This window comes from Plantactinospora veratri (assembly GCF_036421995.1).
In the GTDB taxonomy this organism is placed as follows: Bacteria; Actinomycetota; Actinomycetes; order Mycobacteriales; family Micromonosporaceae; genus Plantactinospora; species Plantactinospora veratri.
The window spans coordinates 40,227-58,388 of record NZ_JAZGQL010000028.1 but is presented as its reverse complement, the minus strand read 5'-3'; the positions used below and the strand labels follow the sequence as shown (position 1 = coordinate 58,388).

Sequence of the window (18,162 nt, the reverse complement as noted above, 5' to 3'; positions counted from 1 at the left end):
GGGAGCAGGACGGTCCCGTTGCGTTCTCGACGCCGGATGGGTGCCGGCTCAGCACCAGCCGTTGACCGGACCGTTCACCCCGGTCCAGAGGTAGGCGTCGGACACCCAGGCGCCGTCGCTGAGTCGGTTCCACAGCGAGGTGGTGCCGTACCGCCCGGTGTGGGAGGTGCCGTTGGCAGAGCACGAGATGGTGACCGTGGCCCCGTCACCCACCGATCCCAGTGCCGAGTAGCCGGTGCCGGGCCCGGACCTCTTGGTCAGGGTGCCCCCACCGTTGGCGTCGACCACCGCCTGGTTGAGGCCGAGCGCGCCGTGGTTGTAGAGGCCACCTCCGACGCCGGCCCAGGCCGATCCGTGCCGGGCGCCGCCCTGGTACGCCCCGGCGCCGTTGACGAACTCCCACTTGCCGATGCCGTGGCCGGCGATTCCCACGTACGCGCTGTTCTGCCGTAGTCCGAAGTGGACGTGCCGGCCGGTCGCCGCCCCGCCGCAGGTCACGTCGGTGCCGGTGTTGCCGAGGTACGTTCCCTGGCTGACGGCGGCGCCGTTGACCGAGATGCTGCTCCACAGGTGGTAGTAGTCGGTGGAGTAGCCGCGGTCGTGGATCACCCGGATCCACCCCGTGCACATGGTGTACGCCGTGCCGGCCCGCGCCGCGCGGACCACCTGGTCACCGCCGGCCAGGTCGATGGAGCTGTACGGCGTCTCGTAGCCGCCCCAACCGTGCGGGCCGCTGGTCATCGTCCACGTTTGGCCGATCGCGAACGGCAGGGCCATCCCGGTCCGGTAGTCGCCACCCGCATACGTGGTGCTCGGGGTGCTGCCGAAGACCTTCTTCTCCTGCTCGTTCACCACGGGCGACTCGGCGGCCAACTCGGTGAACCCGGCTTCACCGTCGAAGCTCACCCGCCACGTCCCGGCCTCGGCCCGGGCGACGAAGATCGCGCCGGTCGGGTGGACGTCCTTCTCGTGGGTGGTGACAGTCACGGCGGTGCCGAAGGCCCAGTTGCCGTTCCGGCGGGTGACGGTGACGCGGGTCTCGGAGGTATCGGTGTGCTCCGCCGCCATGGTGCTGACCTGCCGGAGCAGCTTGGCGGCCACGGCGTCCTCGACGCTCACCCCCACCGGGGCCGGCGCGGGCGCGGCGTGGGCGGCAGTGCTCATGATCAGGATACTCGTCGCCGACAGGACTGTGGCGACCCGGGCCCATCGTCTGATCTGCACCATTGACGGCCTCTTTCATCGAGGAGCATCGCTCTGGGTTGTGCTGACGATAAGCAACGCGAAGAAAGTTGTCTACAGGCTCACGTCACAGCGCTGAAAGTAACCTCCGGACGGTCGCCTGAGCTGGCACTGCCACACCCTGGAACACGGGGACAACGAGATGATGTCGACGTACCCTGTCGGCCCAATGCCCACCGAGCCGATCGGCCGCTGCGGAGGACCACGGCGCAGCGTTTGTGCACGGAGCTCGGTGGGTACCACGGCGCGTTGTGAGCGCGTTGACCATGGGGGTCGAGGAGGAGTTCCTGCTCGTCGACCCGGCGTCCGGGGCGACCGTGCCGGTCGCGGAGAAGGTCGTCGCCCGCGCCTCGGCGGCCGACCTGCCGGCCGGGGCGACCATTCAGCGGGAGCTACGAGACACCCAGGCCGAGGCGGCCACCGGTGTGTGTGCGACTACCGCCGAGCTGCGCGCGCATCTCGCCGCGGGCCGCCGGGCGGTGGCCGTCGCCGCACGAGACCACGGGGCTGTCGCGGTGGCGAGCGCCTCGCCGGTACGGGAGTCCGGCGGCGGGGTGCCATCGACCCTGGCGCGCTTCGTCGCCATCGACGACATGTACGGTGAGGTGACTCGCGACTACGAGGCGTGTGGCTGCCACGTACACATCGGGGTGGCCGACCGGGATACCGCGGTCGCCGTGGTGAACCACCTCGCCCGCTGGCTGCCGACCCTCCTGGCGCTCTCCGTCAATTCGCCTTTCTACCGGGACCGGGACACCGGCTACGGCAGCTGGCGGATCGTCCAGCAGTCCCGTTTCCCCGGCTCCGGGCTGGCGCCGTACTCTCGGGATCACGCCGCCTTCCGGGCGGAGGTGGGCCGGCTCGTCGAGTGTGGCGCGCTGGCTGACGAGGCGCAGACGTTCTGGTTCGCCCGCCCGTCGCCCAAGCTGCCCACCGTAGAGATCCGGGTCGCCGACACCGCTGCCACGGTGGACGAGGCGGTCCTGCACGCGACGCTGGTCCGGGCCCTGGTCCGGGTCGCGCTCGCCGACCTGGATCGCGGCCGGGAAGCCGAGCCGGTGCCGGCGCAGATGGCCGCCGCCGCGGTGTGGAGCGCCGCCCGCTACGGGCTGACCGGCCCGGGCGTCGATCTCGAACGGTCGCGACGGGTGCCGGCTACCGATCTGGTGGCCGCGCTGCTCGACCATGTTCGGGACGCTCTCACGGAGACCGGCGACCTGCCCGAGGTACACGCACAGCTCCACCGGCTGCGGTCCGGGGGCACCGGCGCCGAGCGCCAGCGCCGCGTCGCCGCGACGAGTGGTCTGCCGGCGGTGGTGACCGAGCTGACGTTGCGGGATGAATCCGACGCTCCTGGGTATTCCGAAGCGGCCCAAGCCTCGGAGGAACCTCATGGCTAGCCACGCTCTCACGCTTCCCGCCACCCGCGGCCCGCTTTCGACGGCCGTCGTGCGCGCCCTGACCGGCGGGATCGCGCCCAGCCCCGCCGTGAACGGCGCCGACCCGTTCGGCGATGACCTTCAGCTCGCCCTGCATCTCTGTTACGAGCTGCACTACCGTGGATTCGTCGATGTCGACCCGGAGTGGGAATGGGATCCCGACCTGCTACGGCTCCGCGCCGAGCTGGAGGCGGTCTTCCTGGCCGCCCTGGTCGAGCAGGTCGAGGGCGGGTCCGACGTGGCAGCCGCCCTGGAACCGCTGCTCGTCGAACCGGTGCCGGGCACCGGTGTCAGCCACTTCCTCCGGGACAAGGGCGAATGGTGGCAGATGCGCGAGTACTTCGTCGTGCGCTCCATCTACCACCACAAGGAGGCCGAGCCGCACGCCTGGGTCATCCCTCGTCTGGAGGGTCAGGCCAAGGCCGCCCTCGTCGCGGTCGAATATGACGAGTTCGGTGCCGGCCGGGCCGAGCGGATGCATTCCCGCCTCTTCGCCGACCTGCTCACCGCCGCCGACCTGTCGCCCGACTACCTGCGCTACCTGGACCAGGCGCCGGCCTGTGCCCTGGCCACCGTGAACATGATGTCGCTGTTCGGGCTGCACCGACGGTGGCGGGGCGCGCTGGCCGGTCACTTCACCGCCGCCGAGATCACCACCGGTCCCAGCGCCCAGCGGATGGACGAGGCGCTGGCCCGGCTCGGCGCCGACCCCGCCTGCCGGCTCTTCTACACCGAACACATCGAGGCCGACGCCGTACACGAGCAGATCATGCGGCGCGACGTGCTCGGCGACCTGCTCGAGCGCGAGCCGGACCTCGCGGCGGACGTGGTGTTCGGCATCCAGGCGACCACGCTGCTGGAAGACCGGCTCGGTGAGCACCTGCTCGGAAGCTGGCGGGCCGGCCGGTCGGCGCTACTCTGACGCCTGGTCCTCGGCGTCGACCCGGACTCGGCGCCGGTGGCTGGTGTCGCACAACGGGTAGCGCTTGCTACGGCGGCACGCACATACCGCCACCATGAACCGTTGCGAGCAGATCGTGCTGCCGTCCGGTAGAACCAACTCCACGGGCCCCTCGACCAGCACCGGTCCGCCGGGCACGACGACCACGCGACGCGGCTCAGGCGTGCTCGGCACGGATCACCACCAGGTCCTCGTGACGCTGCCCACGCCGGATCAAACCGGCATCCTCCAGATAGGCGGCACGGGCCCGCATGACCGGGCCGAACGGTACTCGCCGCCGCGCCGTCACCGACGTCCGTAGCCCGCTCGCACGCAACATCTGGAGCGACCGCTCCACTCCGGAAACGTGCGAGTGCACCAGCAGCACGAAGCCCGCGGCGGACAACAGCCCCGGTGCCGCCGCACAGAACAGGTCCAACACAGCACGCCCGTGCGGCCCGGCGTCCCAGGCCCGGTCGCGTCCGGTCGGCGCCGCCGCCGAGGGACAGGGCACGTAGGGCGGGTTGGCGAGCACCACGTCGTACAACCGGTCCGCCGAGGCCCGGCCCGACGCCGCAGACACCGGCTCCACGAGCGAGCCACGCCGTGCCCGCACGGGTAGCCCACGCGCCCAGGCGTTGAACCGCACAGACATGACAGCCCGCAGGGACACATCCACCGCCGTCACCTCGCCCGCACCGAGCCGGGCCGCCACCACCGCCAGCGCCCCGCTACCCGTGTACATGTCCAGAACCCGCGCACCGGGTGGGATCGGCGCGGCGGCCGCCGCCTCCGCCAGCAGTGCGGTGTCGGCCTGCGGGCGATACACCCCAGGCAGCCGCAGCATCCGGAAGTCGAGGTCCACCCTGGGCAGGCGTCCGGTGGCTGTGGCTGTGGATACCGTCATGTGCCCCCCAAGATCAGGCCAACGTGTGCCCCCCAAGATCAGGCCAACGTGTCCGCCAACGTTCCCTGATCCCGCCGCACCAAACCCACGAGCGTCCGTCGCCGCCCACGGCGCAGGTGCGACGTACGGCGCGGACGGGGATGACATGGTGTCGGCCGACGCCCCGAACACCATGCCGTCCCTGCCACGCCGGGCGGCCGGTGACCGGTCAGCCGGGGCCGTACCGACGGTTGAACAGGGTGACGTCGCCCTCGACGAGGTCGGACACGCAGGTGGCGTTGTCGGGGCAGGCGTAGACCTGCACCCACGCGGAGGTTCGACCGCTCACGAACCTCTCCGGCCCCCTCGCCTCGGCTGCCCACCGCCTGACCGTCCCGTCACAGGTGGGCGCCTCCAGACCGAAGATGTCGGAGATGCCGCGGCCGCCGATCCTCTGCTGTAGTTCGCCCTCTATCCAGGTGTAGTGGGTGGCGCGGCACGTCACGGTGCCGGAGAGCCGGGCGGACCCGGTGCGCGGATCGACCCAGCCGTGCGAGTCGAGGGTGATGTCGAGTACTGCCGGCCCGTCCAGCTCGAAGGTGAATTCGCCGCCCGGGGGCGACCAGGGGAAGGCGCTCACCATCAGGTAGTACGTGGTCCCGGCCTCGGCGGACCAGGCGCCGCGGTTGGAGCCGCAGACGATCGGCGTCAGGGCGCCACGGGTGCCGGTGAAAACGCTCAGGTAGGCGCCGTACGGTTCTGCCGTACCGGTGGCCACGTAGAGACCGCTCGCGGTCGGGGTGAACCGGTACCAGACAGAGGAGACGACACCGTTCGCACACGACTCCGGGTCGTCCGCCGCCGTTGTCGCGTCCGCACTGGAAACGGTGTGGGTGAACGGGAGAACCCCGCTGACCGGGATCGCGTCGTCGAAGTCGTCGTTGCCGGGCGGCGCCGCGAGCGCGGTGCCCGGCCAGGTGAGCAGCACGACGGCGACCACAGCGGCGGTAATTGTCGTCCGTTTCATGAAGGACCTCGTTTCTCTGCTTGCCGATTGCCCGGACAGCGATGCCTTTCGGACCGGTGCACCGGAGGACTGTCCCGTTCCCGCGACCGTCTCCACAGCCGCACCGGGTGGTGCCGGTCGCTCGACATCCGGCTGACGGACCTGGCCCTGACGGTTGGTGCGGCAGCCGGGCACCTGCCCCGGACGATGGCGCGCTGCGCGCCGTGAGCAGGGCGTCCGGTCCACGGCAGTCCCCGCACCTTCCCGGCGGGGGCGGCTCGCGCCATCCTGCGTACCAGGGCCGGTCAAGCGGGTCACGACCGCAAGGAACTCGGCGGGCATGATGCTGGCGAGGGGGGCGGGTACGGCCCGTCGCGACGCTCGGCACGCCTGCCCGGAAGGTAGCGTCCGAGCACTTCGATTGCGTGGCGTCAGCCGGGGGCAGAGCGTGAAGGGCGCCGACACCGTCGGGGCCGACAGTCGTGGCTATGACGCCGGGAAGAAGGTCAACGGCAGCAAGCGGTTCATCGTCACGGACACCCTCGGGCTGCTGGTCACCGTCTGGGTGCTGGCCGCCTCGTGGCAGGACCGCGACGGCGCCAGGGGCGCGTTGGTCGCCGCCGCCCTGGCTGCCCCGTCGATGCGGTACGTCTTCGCTGATCAAGGGATCGCCGGCCGGCTGGTCGACTGGGCCCACGTCATCCTCAAGACCACGATCGAGATCGTCCGCAAACCGGCCGACCAGCGCGGCTTCGCCGTGAATCCGCGCCGCTGGGTCGTCGAGCGGACCCTGGCCTGGCTGACCGCCTGCCGCCGGCTCGCGACTACGAACGAGTGCCCGAAGTGTCCGAGGCGATCATCCGGTGGGCGGCGATCGCGGGCATGGCCCGCCGGATCACCCGCGGCGAACCGGCCCGCCGGCAGACCCGCCGAACGTTCAACTGGACCTGATCACCACCCTCTCGAACACGTTCTAATCCTGGCCTCAGGTTGATCGGGCAGGATGAGCGGAAAAGCATCGACTGGAGAGGGGCGGCCGGCGTGCGAATCATGATCGCGGATGACGAGGCGGCCATCCGTGAGTCGCTGGAGCGGGTGCTCCAGGTCGAGGGTTACGACACCAGCACCGTCGCCAACGGTCTCGCCGTGCTCGACGGGGTCGGTGGTGACGCGCCGGATCTGCTGATCCTCGACGTGATGATGCCCCGCCTCGGCGGGTTGGAGACCTGCCGGCGGTTGCGGGCGGCGGGTCGGGATCTGCCGGTGCTCATGCTGACCGCCCGGGATCAGGTCTCCGACCGGGTCGCGGGCCTGGACGCGGGCGCCGACGACTATCTGCCCAAGCCGTTCGCCACCGAGGAGTTGCTGGCCCGGGTCCGGGCTCTGCTGCGCCGCCGCGCGCCGGGCGACGACGAGTCGCAGCTCCTGACGTTCGCCGACGTCCGGCTGGATCCCGACAGGTTCGAGGCGTGGCGGGGTGGGCGGCCGCTGCACCTGACCCGGACCGAGTTCTCCCTGCTGCAGGTCCTGATGCGCAACGCGACCCGGGTGTTGACCCGTGACGCGCTGTTCGAGGCGATCTGGGGCTTCGACATGAGCACCACCGCCAACAACCTCCAGGTGTATGTGAGCTACCTGCGCCGCAAGATGGAGGCCGAGGGTGAGCCGCGATTGATCTACACGCTGCGCGGCTTGGGGTACACGTTGCGGGAGACTCCTCCGTGAGCAGGCCCGCCGGCTGGGAACCTCGCCGGCTGACCCGATGGTGGCGCCGGCGGTCCCTGCGGACCAGGTTGACGGTGATCGCGGCGACGGCCATCGCGGTCAGCGTGTTCGTGGCCTTCCAGGTGGCCAGCGAGCTACTGGACTGGGAGCTGCAGGAGAGCGCGGAGGATCAGCTGCGCGCCGACTCCCGCGTCCTGGCGACGGACGCGGAGCGCGCCGGTCTGGCGCGGGTCCAGCTACCGCCGTATCCCGGATCCGGTCGGCTGGTGCGGGTCATCCTGCCCGACGGCTCGACCCGCACGCCGGTCGGCCAACCCGCGCTGCCTCCGGTCAGCGAGGACGCCGGGCGCGTGGCGCAGGGCGCGTCGGCCGACCTGATGGAGTCGAACGACAGCGACGACGACGGCTACGTCATCTACACGCTGCGGGCGGGCGACGGCGCGGTCCAGGTGGCCCGCGTCACCGACGACAGCCCGATCAACCAGTTCGGGTTTGGCATGCTGCTGATCGGGCTGCTCTGCGTGGCCGGGGGCGCCCTTGTCGGGCGGACCGTGGCGCGGGCCGGGCTGGCACCGATCGACCGGCTGACCGCCGCCGCGGTACGTGTCGCGCACACCCGGGATCTCGACGCCGACATCCCGGATGAGGGCGGTGGGGAGATCCGGCGGCTGATCCAGTCGATCAACGACATGCTCGCCGCGCTCCGGGACTCCCGGCGGGCCCAGCGGCTGCTCGCCGAGGACGCCGCCCACGAGCTCAAGACCCCGCTCACCAGCCTGCGCCTCAACGTCGAGCTGCTGATCCGGCTCGATCGGCGCGGCACCCTGGACAGCGCACTGCCGGCGGAGAGCCGGACCCGGCTGCTCGACGATCTCGGCGCCCAGGTGGCCGAGTTGAGCACCCTTGCCGCCGAGCTGACCGACCTGGCGCGCGGTGACGTCAGCGACGAGAGCGCCGAGCTGCTCGACCTCGCCGACGTGGTGGTGGCCGCAGCGACCCGGGCGCGTTCCCGCGTGCCCGACATCGAGGTCGCGCTCGACGTGACCTCCGTGTGGGTGAGCGGGCGGCCCGCTGCGCTCCAGCGGGCGGTGCTCAACCTGATCGACAACGCCGGCAAGTGGTCTCCCGCGGGCCAGCCGGTCCAGGTCCGGCTCCGTGCCGAGGGCGCGTCGGCGGTGCTCGACGTCGACGACGCCGGGCCGGGCATCGACGCCGCCGACGTGCCGCGGGTGTTCGACCGGTTCTACCGTGCCGACAGCGCCCGGGCGTTGCCGGGATCCGGTCTGGGGCTGTCGATCGTGCAGCGGGTCGTCGACGCCCACGGCGGCCGGGTCACCGTCGCCCGGTCCGCACGCGGTGGCGCGCTGCTTCGGGTCGACCTTCCGGCTGCGGCCCCGCCCGCCCCGATCGCGCGGCTCACCGCCGGGGAGGACACCGCGGTGCGCTGACCTGCCCCGGCGGCGTGGCGCAGGACAAGGGACGGCGGCCCTCGGGCATGGCCCCGCGCGGTTCACCGTCGGGGCAGGACACCGCGGTGCGCCGGACCCCAGCCCTGGCCGCACGGCGCAGGACCGAAGGGCGGCGAGTGTCGGGCCCACGAAAAGATCCGGGACGGGCCTGGGTCCCCGTCCCGGATCTCGTCCGTGCCGCCGCGCTCACCGTTGCAGCGCGAGCTCCTCATCGTCCACGAGCGGCCGTTGACCGTCCGGCGGCTCCACCGGTCGGGACAGCCGGCTCGGCCACCACATCCGCCGGCCGATCAGCAGGGTGAGGGCGGGCACCAGGACCGACCGCACCAGCAGGGCGTCGAGCAGCACGCCGAAGGCGACCAGGAACCCGACCTCGATCAGCATCACCAGCGGAAGTGTGGCGAGGACCGCGAACGTGGCCGCCAGGACCAGGCCTGCCGAGGTGATGACGCCACCGGTGGCGGAGAGGGCTTTGAGCATGCCGTCTCTGGTGCCGAGACGCACGGTCTCCTCCCGGGCCCGGCTGGCCAGGAAGATGTTGTAGTCGACGCCGAGCGCCACCAGGAACAGGAATGCCAGCAGCGGCACCGAATAGTCGATACCCTTGAACCCGAGGATCGTGTCGAAGACGAACACGCTGCCGCCGAAGGCTGCGGCGAACGAGACGATCACGGTTGCCATCAGGACCAGCGGGGCCACGATCGCTCGGAGCAGCAGCCCGAGGACGATCAGGACGACGGTGAGCACCAGCGGGATCACCAGCTTCTCGTCGCGGCTGGTGGTGACCTCGGTGTCGAGGTTCTCCGCGCTCGGCCCGCCGACGATCGCCTCCGCCCCGCTCACCGCGTGCACGGCGGTGCGCACCCGCTTGATCGTGTCGTACTCCGCGGTGGAATCCGGCGCGTCCGTCGGGAACACGGAGATGTCGGCCCAGCCACCGCTGGTCTGGCCCGGGATGGCCTCTGCCACACCGCGGGTGCCCTTGACGATGTCGAGCACCTGCTCCTGGTACGCCGGCCGCGTGAAGATCGTCATCGGCTGGCCGCCGAGCTCCGGGAAGTGCTGGCGGAGAACGGTGAAGCCGGTGACCGATTCCGGCGCGGACAGGAACTGGTCCTGCTCCCGCAGGGCGCCGGTGTTGCCCGCCAGCCCGATGGCGAGAACACCCATAATTCCGAGCGAGCTGAGCGTCGCCACCCACCGACGGCGGCTGATGGCGGTGCCGAGCCGTCCCCACAGCCCCGGCTTCTCCTCCACTGCCGTGCTGAACCGCGGGATGGCCGGCCAGAAGATCCGCCTGCCGAGCACCACGAGCACCGCCGGGAACAGCGTCAGCATGGCGATCAGCGCGCACAGGATGCCGGCCGCACCGATCGGGCCCAACCCGCTGGTGCTGTTCAGGTCCGCGACGAGCAGGCAGAGCAGGCCGGCGACCACGGTGGCCGCGGATGCCACGATGGCCGGCGCCGCGCCGCGTAGCGCGTGGACCATCGCAACCCGGACGTTCTCGTGGTGGTGCAGTGCCTCCCGGTACCGGGCGATGAGCAACAGCGCGTAGTCCGTGCCGACGCCGAACACCAGGATCGTCAGCAGCGCCGAGTTCTGGTCGTTGACCACGATGCCGAAGCCCTTGACGAGCAGGTAGACGGTCGCCATCGCGGTCAGTGCGGCCGCGCCCACGACCACCAGCGGGATCAACCACAACACCGGGCTGCGGTAGGTGAGAATGAGCAGGAGCGTGACGACGACGACGGTGGTGAGGAAAACCTGTAGGTCGATGCCGTCGAAGACGGCGTCCATGTCGCCGTCGACCGCGGCCGGGCCGGTCACGTCGAGTTCCAGGCCGGCGGGGCGGTCCTTCGCGGCCTCACGCAGCGGGCCGACGATGGCCTCCGGTCCGCCGTAGGTCGTGCTCACATCGAGGGTGAACATCATCGCCTTGCCGTCGGTGGAGGGTCTCGTCGGTGAGTCCTCGTCGTCCTCGCCGGCCGTCGCCGTCGCCGTCGGCGGGTACCGCTTGGCAAGGGTGTTGTAGTGGCGCTCGACCGTCGCGCGGTCGGCGTCGGTCATCCCGCCGGCGCGGTGGTACACGAAAACGAACGTGTTGTCCTCACCGCCGGGCAGACTGTCCTCCAGCACCGCCACCTTGGTGGACTCGGCACTGGCCGGCAGCGTGTCCACGGCTCTGTCGGTGGTGACCGAGCTCAACCTCCCGCTCAGCGGCACCATGACCGCCGCCAGCGCCACCCACAACCCGATCACCAACCACGGCACCCACCGCCCTGCTAACCGACCGGCCGACGCTTCCCCGGACGGCGCTGCGTTGACTGCCACCACTAGCCTCCTACATACGAGTTACATCGCTTATCTGATGCCGACTTCGTACCGAGCGAACCTGAGACGACCGTTAAAACGGCGCTCAGGCCGGTTGGCCGACCCAGGTGCCCAGCGCACGCACCAGTTGCGACGGGCCTTGATTCTCGTGCGGGTGTCGAACGGCGCTCCGGAGAGCAGTACCGTGGTGCCACCTCCCTCCCGAGGAAGACGACTGCAGTACGACGAAACAGGACGGAATCGGGCCTAGCGTTCAGCCATGACGAAACCTGATATCCCACTGTGGAGGTTCGGGGCGGCCACCATGGCGCTGGTGACGGCGTTCGCTCTCGCCGCCTGCGGGTCGGACGCCGACAACAGTGCGGGGCCTGCTGCGGCAGGCTCGCACAGCGCGCACGCGGGCGGGTCGTCGGCTCCACCGCAGCCGCTGCGCGCCGGCGAGCGGTTCCTGGACCTGAAGATGGCCGAGGCCTACACGCCCGCGCCGCCGGAGGGCGGCACGGACGAGTACCGGTGCCAGATGATCGATCCGGGCCTGACCAAGGCGCAGTACCTGACCGGGACTCATTTCAGGCCGGAGAACGTCGCCATCGCGCACCACGCCATCGTGTACGCGGTGCCGCCGGGCGGCGCTGCCGCGGTGCGCGAGCATGACGCGAAGACCCCCGGCCTCGGCTGGCAGTGTTTCGGCGGGACCGGCGTGGCCGGCGCCGAGGTGGAAGAGGGGGACGCGGCGTGGGTGGACACCTGGGCGCCGGGCGCCACGGAGACGCTGCTCGACCAGGACGCCGGCCACAAGCTGGAGCCGGGCAGCCTGCTCATCCTCCAGATCCACTACAACCTGCTCGCGACCGACGGCAAACCGGCCGGGTCGGACCGCTCGGCGGTGCGGCTGCGGCTGACGGACGGCACGCCGCAGACCCGGGAACTCGTCACGTGGTCGCTCGACGCGCCGACCGACCTGCCCTGCGCCGCCGACGAGTCGGGTCCGCTCTGTGACCGGGCGGCCTCGATCGCGGACGTGACGAAGCGGTTCGGACCGGATGTCGGCGAGATGGCGGACCGTCAGGTGGAGGAGTGCAACCAGGGCGGCGCGCCAAAGCCCGGTGACACCCAGACCTGCGACCACGAGGTGGAGGCGCCGGTGACGTTGTTCGCCGGTTTCGGCCACATGCACATGCTCGGGCGGGCCATAAAGGTCGAACTCAACCCGGGCACGCCGAAGGCCAAGGTCGTGCTGGACGTGCCGCAGTTCGACTTCGACAACCAGCGGCTGATGAAGCTGCCGTCGCCGGTGGAGATCGGCCCGGGGGACACGCTGCGGGTGACGTGTACGCACGACGCGGGGCTGCGCAAGCGGCTGCCGCAGCTGAGCAAGCTGCCGCCGCGCTACGTGGTGTGGGGCGACGGCACCAGCGACGAGATGTGCATTGGCATCATGACGGTCTCCCCCCGCAAGTCCTGACGAAGCGTCGAACGTGTGTGAGCTCACTGAGGTCAACAAAGCTGAAAACAGCTCTGAGCTCACACACGTCCCGCACCGCTCTCACACGTGTGCGGGCGTCGTGGCGGTCGGACGGGCGGTGACGTGGGCGGCTGCACGCGGCCCCGGCAGCGGAGCGGTAGATCGCGGAGCGGATCGGCCCGGAGCGGTGCGGCTGGGAACTACGGTCGCGCCCTGACGGACGCGCGAGATGAAGCGCTAATCGGCCGGGTGAGTCTCAGGTCGTAGGCGAGGATGACGGCCTGGATCCGGTCCCGTGCGCCGATCTTGGCGAGGACCCGCCCGACGTGGGTCTTCACTGTCGACTCCGACAGCGTGAACCGTTGCGCGATCTCGCCGTTGGTCAGGCCATGGCCGATGGCGACGAGGACCTCGCGCTCGCGGTCGGTCAGGGAGTCCAGCCGGGGGTCCTCGCACACCGGCCCGCAGAGGTCATCGTCGAGCCGGTCGGCGAACGCGTCGAGCAGCCGCCGAGTCAGCGGCGGCGCGATCACCGCGTCCCCGGCGGCGACGGCCCGGATGCCGGCGAGCAGCTCCTCCGGGCGGGTGTCCTTGAGCAGGAAACCGCTCGCCCCGGCCCGCAGCGCGGCGAGCGCGTACCGGTCCACGTCGAGCGTCGTCAGCACCAGGATCCGTGAACGTCCACCGGCGGTGACGATGCGCCGGGTGGCCTCGATCCCGTCGACGCCCGGCATGCGGATGTCCATCAGCACCACGTCGGGATGCAGCTCGGTGGTCCGCCGAACGGCCTCGGCGCCGTTCTCGGCCTCGCCGACGATCTCGGTGTCGGGGGTGCTCTCCAGCAGCATGCGGAACCCGAAGCGCTGCAGCGGCAGGGCGTCCGCCACGAGCACAGAGATCATGAATGGCTGCCTTTCAGGGTCGCGTGTACGGTCCAGCCGCCGTCCGGTGCGGGGCCGGCGCTGACCGTGCCGCCATAGAGCGCGGCGCGATCGGCCGTGCCGGCGAGGCCGAGACCGGGGTCGCCCGGCGATGCCTACTTCATACCGAGCGAACCTGAGACGACCGTTAAGAACGGCGCTCAGGCCGGTTGGCCGCCGGCGCGGGTTCGTCGTCGGGCGGGCCGCTGTCGTGTACGACGATGTCGACCTGAGCCTGGCAGGAGTCGGCCGCAGACCCAGAGTGTCGGTGACGATGAATCGCCTGCGGCCATTGATCTTCTTGCCGGCGTCGTAGCCGCGACTGTCCCGGCCCACCGTGTCGGCCCCCTTGACGGACTGGGAGTCGATAATCCCGGCCGACGGATCCGCGCTCCGTCCTTGCTGAACCCGGGCCCTGATCCGCAACGAGGCGAGCAGTTGCTCGGTGACGCGGGTGCTTCTCCCGGCGCCCGTCGGTGTTCGGATCGGGCAGCAGCGGCTCGATCAGCGTCCACTGCGCATCGGACAAGTCGGCGGGTATCCACGTCGAGGCGTCGGCACCGGAGACCACACTGGCCGCTTCAACACCTCGCCATACGCCGCCACGCCGGTCCGCATCAGACCTTCTCGAACACGCCGCGTGTCCGCACCCATCACGTCATCCTTCCGCCTCTGTCGTGTCCCGTCGTAGGTGTGACGGGTACGGGCGCGACAACTCGTCACCGAGGTCGACCGGTACGGCTGGCTGCTCAGAACTTCCAGGCGTTCGCGGTGGCGACGGCGCTGTGGGCAGGACAGCTAGCCCGCGGAATCGGTTGGCTGGCGCTGGCCGTGGATCCGGACCAGTCCTTCGATTCCGCGAAGGAAGGTCTCGGACACCAGCGCCGGGTCGAACAGGCAACCGGCTGCCATGGCGCCGTCGCGCAGCATGACGAAGTGGCGCGCGGCGGCGTCCGACGAGTCCTCCGCGACCTGTGCCATCAACATCGTGAGTCGGTCCAGGAACCATTGCCGGTGGGCGATGATCTGCTGGTGCACCGGATGACCGGAGTCCGGGTACTCTGCGGCGGCGTTCAGGAACGCGCATCCGCGGAATCCGGGGGACTGGATCCGCTGGACGATGGAGTTCGCCACGGCCATGAGGGCGTCGACCGGCGACGGGTTGGCGGCGATCGCCGCGTCGACCGCGCTGCGGTCCAGCTGGTGGACCTCGCGCAGGTAGGTGAGCACGAGGTCCTCCTTGCCCGGGAAGTGCCGGTAGAAGGTGGCCCGGGTGACCTTCGCCTCGGCGATGATCCGGTCGACACCGACCGCGTGGATGCCCTCCGCGTAGAAGATCCGGATCGCGGTGTTGAGCAGCCGGAGTCGCGCCTCGGAGGGCCGGGTCTCGGTTTCGCTCCGCGTCATGCCAGAACTTTAGCGAATAGAACGTTCGGTCTACTAGTCGTACGAATGGAAGCGGTCAAACCAGCCGAGACCGCCCCGGGTGACCTCGTCGTGCGCCTGCCCAAACGGCAGGCGCAGGTCGTCTCCGGAGAGCCTGCCGCCCTCGCGCCGCCCAGCGGCCGACCGGTCCGCAGACGGAAGATAGAACGTTCGGTCTTGACGAAACAGGTCGCGGATGTCATCGTGGCTCTGGTAGAACGTTCGTTCTCCTTCATGAGTGGTGTTCCGGCCGCGGCCGATGCGGGTTGCGGTGGCCTCAGGAACCCGACGAAAGGGATGATCCATGACCACCGTTGCCGTGCCCGGTATCTCGTCGACGGCGGCTGCCCTGCGGCGGCTGTATTTCGTGCGGTTCGTGTTCGCGCTCGTCTGGGCTGGGGTGATGTTCGCGATCGCGGATGGGCTCAACCCGCTGGTGGGCACGTTGTTCGTGTTGTATCCGCTGTTCGACGTTGCGGCCGCTGTGGTCGATGCCCGGGCGTCGCGCGGCACGGGCTCGCCGACCCTGCTCTATCTCAACATCGCGGTCAGCTCGCTCGCCGCCATCGGTCTGGCCGTCGCCGCCGCCTCCGGCATCCCGGCCGTGCTGCGGGTATGGGGTGCGTGGGCGGTGGTCGCCGGGGTGGTCCAGTTGCTCGTGGCGGTCAGGCGCCGCGGGATGGCCGGCCAGTGGCCGATGGTCTTCAGTGGTGGTCTGTCCGTGCTGGCCGGTGGCTCGTTCTTCGCGGCTGCCTCGGCAGCGGACCCGGCGTTGACCAACGCGGTCGGTTACGCGGTTCCGGGTGCGATCTTCTTCCTCGTCTCGGCCGTGCGGCTGGGCCGCGCGGCGGAGGGAAACGGACATGAGTGACGCGACGTTGCGGGTGATCCTGCGGCGCGGGGCCGGTGGGGGAGAACGTCGCCGACCGGGGCCGTCGGGCGGTCTGACCGCCGCGATCGTGGACGTGGCGGCTCGTGGCCCGGGTGCGTAGGACCCGGACGAGTTCGAAGAGGCCTGCGCCGAGGTGTTGGAGGCCGCGATACCGTTCCCGAAGCTCCAGCCGATGGGGTCGACCAGGGTTGCGCCGACGACGACTCGGTGGCGGTCTGGACCGCCCGACAATTGGCTACCTCCCTGAGGTTGTCACCGAGGATCGGATGTCGCGATGTCGGGCTGGTCGCCCTGTCTGGATCGCGCCGCGGCGAGGTGGACGGGCTGCGGTGGCGTGACGTCGGCCCGACCGAGGGGTCGGCTTGGGCGGCGTTCCGCACTGGTTCCACTCTCGAATGTTCCGGTACCAGCGGCGTCGACGATGGACGCGATCGGGTGTCGTCCTCCTGCCTGAGCACGACGGCATGGTCGCGTCAATCCGCCACCTGCACAAACGTGCTTCCACCAACTTCTCGGTCTCTTGCCTGCTTCCGGAATACTTCCGGAACTTGTTGACAGTGCGCCGACCGGTATCGATACTGACCGTTCGAAGGCATGCATGGACGTCGATCGTTGACGTCAGGCATCGAGGAGGTCCCGTGAACGGCAGCCCGAGACAGCGTAAGAGAGTTACTAGATTAGCTTTGCCGATGGCGGTGTTGTTGCTGGTGGGCGGCGCGGTGACGGTCCAGTCCATCAACCCGGCCGCGGCGGCCGAGACCACGCTGCGGGCCGCCGCCGCCAAGGCCGGGCTGTTCTTCGGCGTAGCCGCCTCACCCAACCGGCTCACCTCGATCGTCGGTCAGGAGTTCAGCCAACTGACTCCCGAGAACGACATGAAGCCGGACAGGATCGCCACCTCGAGCGGCGGGCTGCAGAACACCAGCGGCGCGGACACCCTGGTCAACCACGCCCAGAGCAACAACATGCTGGTCCGGGGTCACACCTTGGTGTGGCACTCGCAGGCCGGCGCGCTGCAGGGTGCCAGCCAGGCGACTCTGAACACCTTCATCGGTAACGCCATCAACCGCTGGGGCAGCAGGATCGCGTACTGGGACGTCGTCAACGAGGCGCTGGAAGACAACAACACCGGCCGGCGCCGGAACCAGTGGCCGCACACCATGAACCGGGACGCGAACGGCGACGGTGACTTCTTCGACAGCGGCGACACCGACGTCATCCGGGACTCGTTCATCCGGGCCAAGCAGGTCGTGCAGGCCGGCGGGCTGACCACCAAGCTCTGCATCAACGACTACGACGTCGAGGGCCTGACGGTCCAGGGCGGTACCCAGAACCGCAAGGCCAACGCGCTGTACGACATCGTCAGCAACTACCGGCAGTACATCGACTGCGTCGGATTCCAGGCGCACTTCAACGACAACCCGAACAGCATCATCACCAACGACCTTCAGGCCAACATCCAGCGTTTCGCCGACCTCGGCGTCGAGGTCCACATCACCGAGCTGGACATCGACGACGACCTGAGCAACAACGACATCGGCGCGGGCCAGGCGGAGAACTACCGCAAGGTAGTCCGGGCCTGCCTGAACGTCGCGAGGTGCACCGGCATCACCGTCTGGGGTATCGCCGACAGCGAGTCGTGGCGATCCTCGGAGCGGGGCCTGCTGTTCACCGGCGGCAGCGGAAACTACCAGAAGAAGGCCGCCTACCACGCGGTCCTCGACGAGCTGAACAAGGGCCGCAACTCCACCCCGCCGCCGACCACGCCGCCGGTGACCCCGTCCGTTCCGCCGACCACGCCGCCGGTCGACCCGACCACCCCGCCGCCGACGTCCGCGCCGCCGAACCCGACCACCGGCTGCTCGGCCACAATCTCGCTGAACTCCTGGACCGGTGGCTTCGTCGCCACCGTGAAGGTCACCGCCGGCACCGCGCCGATCAGCGGATGGAACGTTCAGCTCACCCTGCCGTCCGGGGCCACCGTGACCAACACCTGGAGCGCGAACCGCAGCGGCACCAGCGGCACCGTGCAGTTCAGCAACGTCAGCTACAACGGCTCGGTGAACGCCGGCCAGTCCACCGAGTTCGGCTTCCAGGGCACCGGAACGGCGGCCGGCCTGACCCCGGTGTGCACCGCCTCCTGAGCGTCACCTGTCCTGGACGGGCGGCGTGCGCCCGTCCAGGACAGCCAAGACGTCGACGATACGCAGCGTCAGGATCTGCCTGTCCACTCCCAAGGCGCCCCCGGTCGCCGCCCGCCGGTGCCGGGCGGCCGGAGCGCTCTGTCCGCTCTCGACACGCGCCTGTCGCAGTCCGCTGGACGCCGCCCGGACGCGACGGCGATCGTGCCGGGCGTCGGCGATTCCGAGCACCACCCATGCTGCTCTGGCACTCGAGGGATCTACCAGGCCGGGCTGCG

General features: G+C 70.2%; 16 protein-coding genes and 1 pseudogene. 8 read left to right on the top strand and 9 right to left on the bottom strand.

The window, feature by feature from the left end:
- Nucleotides 1–48: 48 nt before the first annotated feature.
- Nucleotides 49–1,164 (bottom strand): peptidoglycan DD-metalloendopeptidase family protein, encoded by a 1,116-nt coding sequence (locus V1634_RS28315; protein WP_331210774.1) that lies wholly within the window; start codon nucleotides 1,162–1,164, stop codon nucleotides 49–51.
- Between the two features lie 329 nt (nucleotides 1,165–1,493).
- On the opposite strand from V1634_RS28315, the gene V1634_RS28310 reads away from it, so the two are divergent.
- Both V1634_RS28310 and V1634_RS28305 read left to right on the top strand, forming a co-directional pair.
- The gene (locus tag V1634_RS28310; RefSeq protein WP_331210773.1) at nucleotides 1,494–2,642 is read left to right on the top strand and encodes a carboxylate-amine ligase; all 1,149 of its coding nucleotides are present in this window, start codon (nucleotides 1,494–1,496) and stop codon (nucleotides 2,640–2,642) included.
- 49 nt (nucleotides 2,643–2,691) lie between these two features.
- Nucleotides 2,692–3,603 (top strand): iron-containing redox enzyme family protein, encoded by a 912-nt coding sequence (locus tag V1634_RS28305; protein WP_331210772.1) that lies wholly within the window; start codon nucleotides 2,692–2,694, stop codon nucleotides 3,601–3,603.
- On the opposite strand, the gene V1634_RS28300 is transcribed toward V1634_RS28305, so the two are convergent.
- The 3 genes from V1634_RS28300 to V1634_RS28290 form a co-directional block, all read right to left on the bottom strand.
- Nucleotides 3,595–3,765, bottom strand: a complete 171-nt coding sequence (locus tag V1634_RS28300; RefSeq protein WP_331210899.1) for a CDGSH iron-sulfur domain-containing protein — start codon at nucleotides 3,763–3,765, stop codon at nucleotides 3,595–3,597. The two genes, V1634_RS28305 and V1634_RS28300, sit on opposite strands and share 9 nt — an antisense overlap.
- Before the next feature lie 34 nt (nucleotides 3,766–3,799).
- Nucleotides 3,800–4,528: a methyltransferase gene (locus V1634_RS28295; RefSeq protein WP_331210771.1), complete on the bottom strand. Its 729-nt coding sequence runs from the start codon at nucleotides 4,526–4,528 to the stop codon at nucleotides 3,800–3,802.
- A 208-nt stretch (nucleotides 4,529–4,736) separates the two neighbouring features.
- The gene (locus tag V1634_RS28290; protein WP_331210770.1) at nucleotides 4,737–5,534 is read right to left on the bottom strand and encodes a hypothetical protein; all 798 of its coding nucleotides are present in this window, start codon (nucleotides 5,532–5,534) and stop codon (nucleotides 4,737–4,739) included.
- A gap of 400 nt (nucleotides 5,535–5,934) precedes the next feature.
- Between V1634_RS28290 and V1634_RS28285 the strand changes: the two genes are divergently transcribed.
- The 3 genes from V1634_RS28285 to V1634_RS28275 are packed head-to-tail and all read left to right on the top strand — an operon-like array spanning nucleotide 5,935 to nucleotide 8,686.
- Nucleotides 5,935–6,507, top strand: coding sequence for a transposase (locus tag V1634_RS28285; RefSeq protein WP_407951864.1), 573 nt, complete (start codon nucleotides 5,935–5,937; stop codon nucleotides 6,505–6,507).
- A 56-nt stretch (nucleotides 6,508–6,563) separates the two neighbouring features.
- Nucleotides 6,564–7,238, top strand: a complete 675-nt coding sequence (locus V1634_RS28280) for a response regulator transcription factor (RefSeq protein WP_304598409.1) — start codon at nucleotides 6,564–6,566, stop codon at nucleotides 7,236–7,238.
- Nucleotides 7,235–8,686, top strand: a complete 1,452-nt coding sequence (locus V1634_RS28275) for a HAMP domain-containing sensor histidine kinase (RefSeq protein ID WP_331210769.1) — start codon at nucleotides 7,235–7,237, stop codon at nucleotides 8,684–8,686. Before V1634_RS28280 ends, V1634_RS28275 begins: the two co-directional genes overlap by 4 nt.
- A 207-nt stretch (nucleotides 8,687–8,893) precedes the next feature.
- On the opposite strand, the gene V1634_RS28270 is transcribed toward V1634_RS28275, so the two are convergent.
- Entirely contained in the window at nucleotides 8,894–11,041 is a 2,148-nt protein-coding gene (locus tag V1634_RS28270; RefSeq protein WP_331210768.1) for an MMPL family transporter, read from the bottom strand.
- 259 nt (nucleotides 11,042–11,300) lie between these two features.
- Here V1634_RS28270 and V1634_RS28265 point away from each other — a divergent pair, with 259 nt between their 5' ends.
- Nucleotides 11,301–12,506 (top strand): monooxygenase, encoded by a 1,206-nt coding sequence (locus V1634_RS28265; protein ID WP_331210767.1) that lies wholly within the window; start codon nucleotides 11,301–11,303, stop codon nucleotides 12,504–12,506.
- Nucleotides 12,507–12,706: 200 nt separating this feature from the next.
- On the opposite strand, the gene V1634_RS28260 is transcribed toward V1634_RS28265, so the two are convergent.
- The 4 genes and pseudogenes from V1634_RS28260 to V1634_RS28245 all read right to left on the bottom strand — a co-directional run bounded on the left by V1634_RS28260 (nucleotide 12,707) and on the right by V1634_RS28245 (nucleotide 15,157).
- Nucleotides 12,707–13,408 (bottom strand): response regulator transcription factor, encoded by a 702-nt coding sequence (locus V1634_RS28260; RefSeq protein ID WP_331210898.1) that lies wholly within the window; start codon nucleotides 13,406–13,408, stop codon nucleotides 12,707–12,709.
- Nucleotides 13,409–13,678: 270 nt separating this feature from the next.
- Nucleotides 13,679–13,964, bottom strand: a pseudogene (locus tag V1634_RS28255) (transposase); the annotation flags it as partial.
- Between the two features lie 260 nt (nucleotides 13,965–14,224).
- Nucleotides 14,225–14,833: a TetR/AcrR family transcriptional regulator gene (locus tag V1634_RS28250; RefSeq protein ID WP_331210766.1), complete on the bottom strand. Its 609-nt coding sequence runs from the start codon at nucleotides 14,831–14,833 to the stop codon at nucleotides 14,225–14,227.
- Nucleotides 14,834–14,866: 33 nt separating this feature from the next.
- On the bottom strand, nucleotides 14,867–15,157 hold the full coding sequence (locus V1634_RS28245; protein WP_331210765.1) for a hypothetical protein: 291 nt from the start codon (nucleotides 15,155–15,157) through the stop codon (nucleotides 14,867–14,869).
- Between V1634_RS28245 and V1634_RS28240 the strand changes: the two genes are divergently transcribed.
- Together V1634_RS28240 and V1634_RS28235 are read left to right on the top strand one after the other, a co-directional pair.
- A complete protein-coding gene (locus tag V1634_RS28240; RefSeq protein ID WP_331210764.1) occupies nucleotides 15,156–15,722 on the top strand; it encodes a hypothetical protein in 567 nt (188 codons plus the stop codon). The two genes, V1634_RS28245 and V1634_RS28240, sit on opposite strands and share 2 nt — an antisense overlap.
- Before the next feature lie 710 nt (nucleotides 15,723–16,432).
- Nucleotides 16,433–17,887 carry an endo-1,4-beta-xylanase gene (locus tag V1634_RS28235; protein ID WP_331210763.1) on the top strand — a complete coding sequence of 485 codons (1,455 nt, stop codon included), beginning with the start codon at nucleotides 16,433–16,435 and terminating at the stop codon, nucleotides 17,885–17,887.
- The last annotated feature ends 275 nt before the right edge of the window (nucleotides 17,888–18,162 follow it).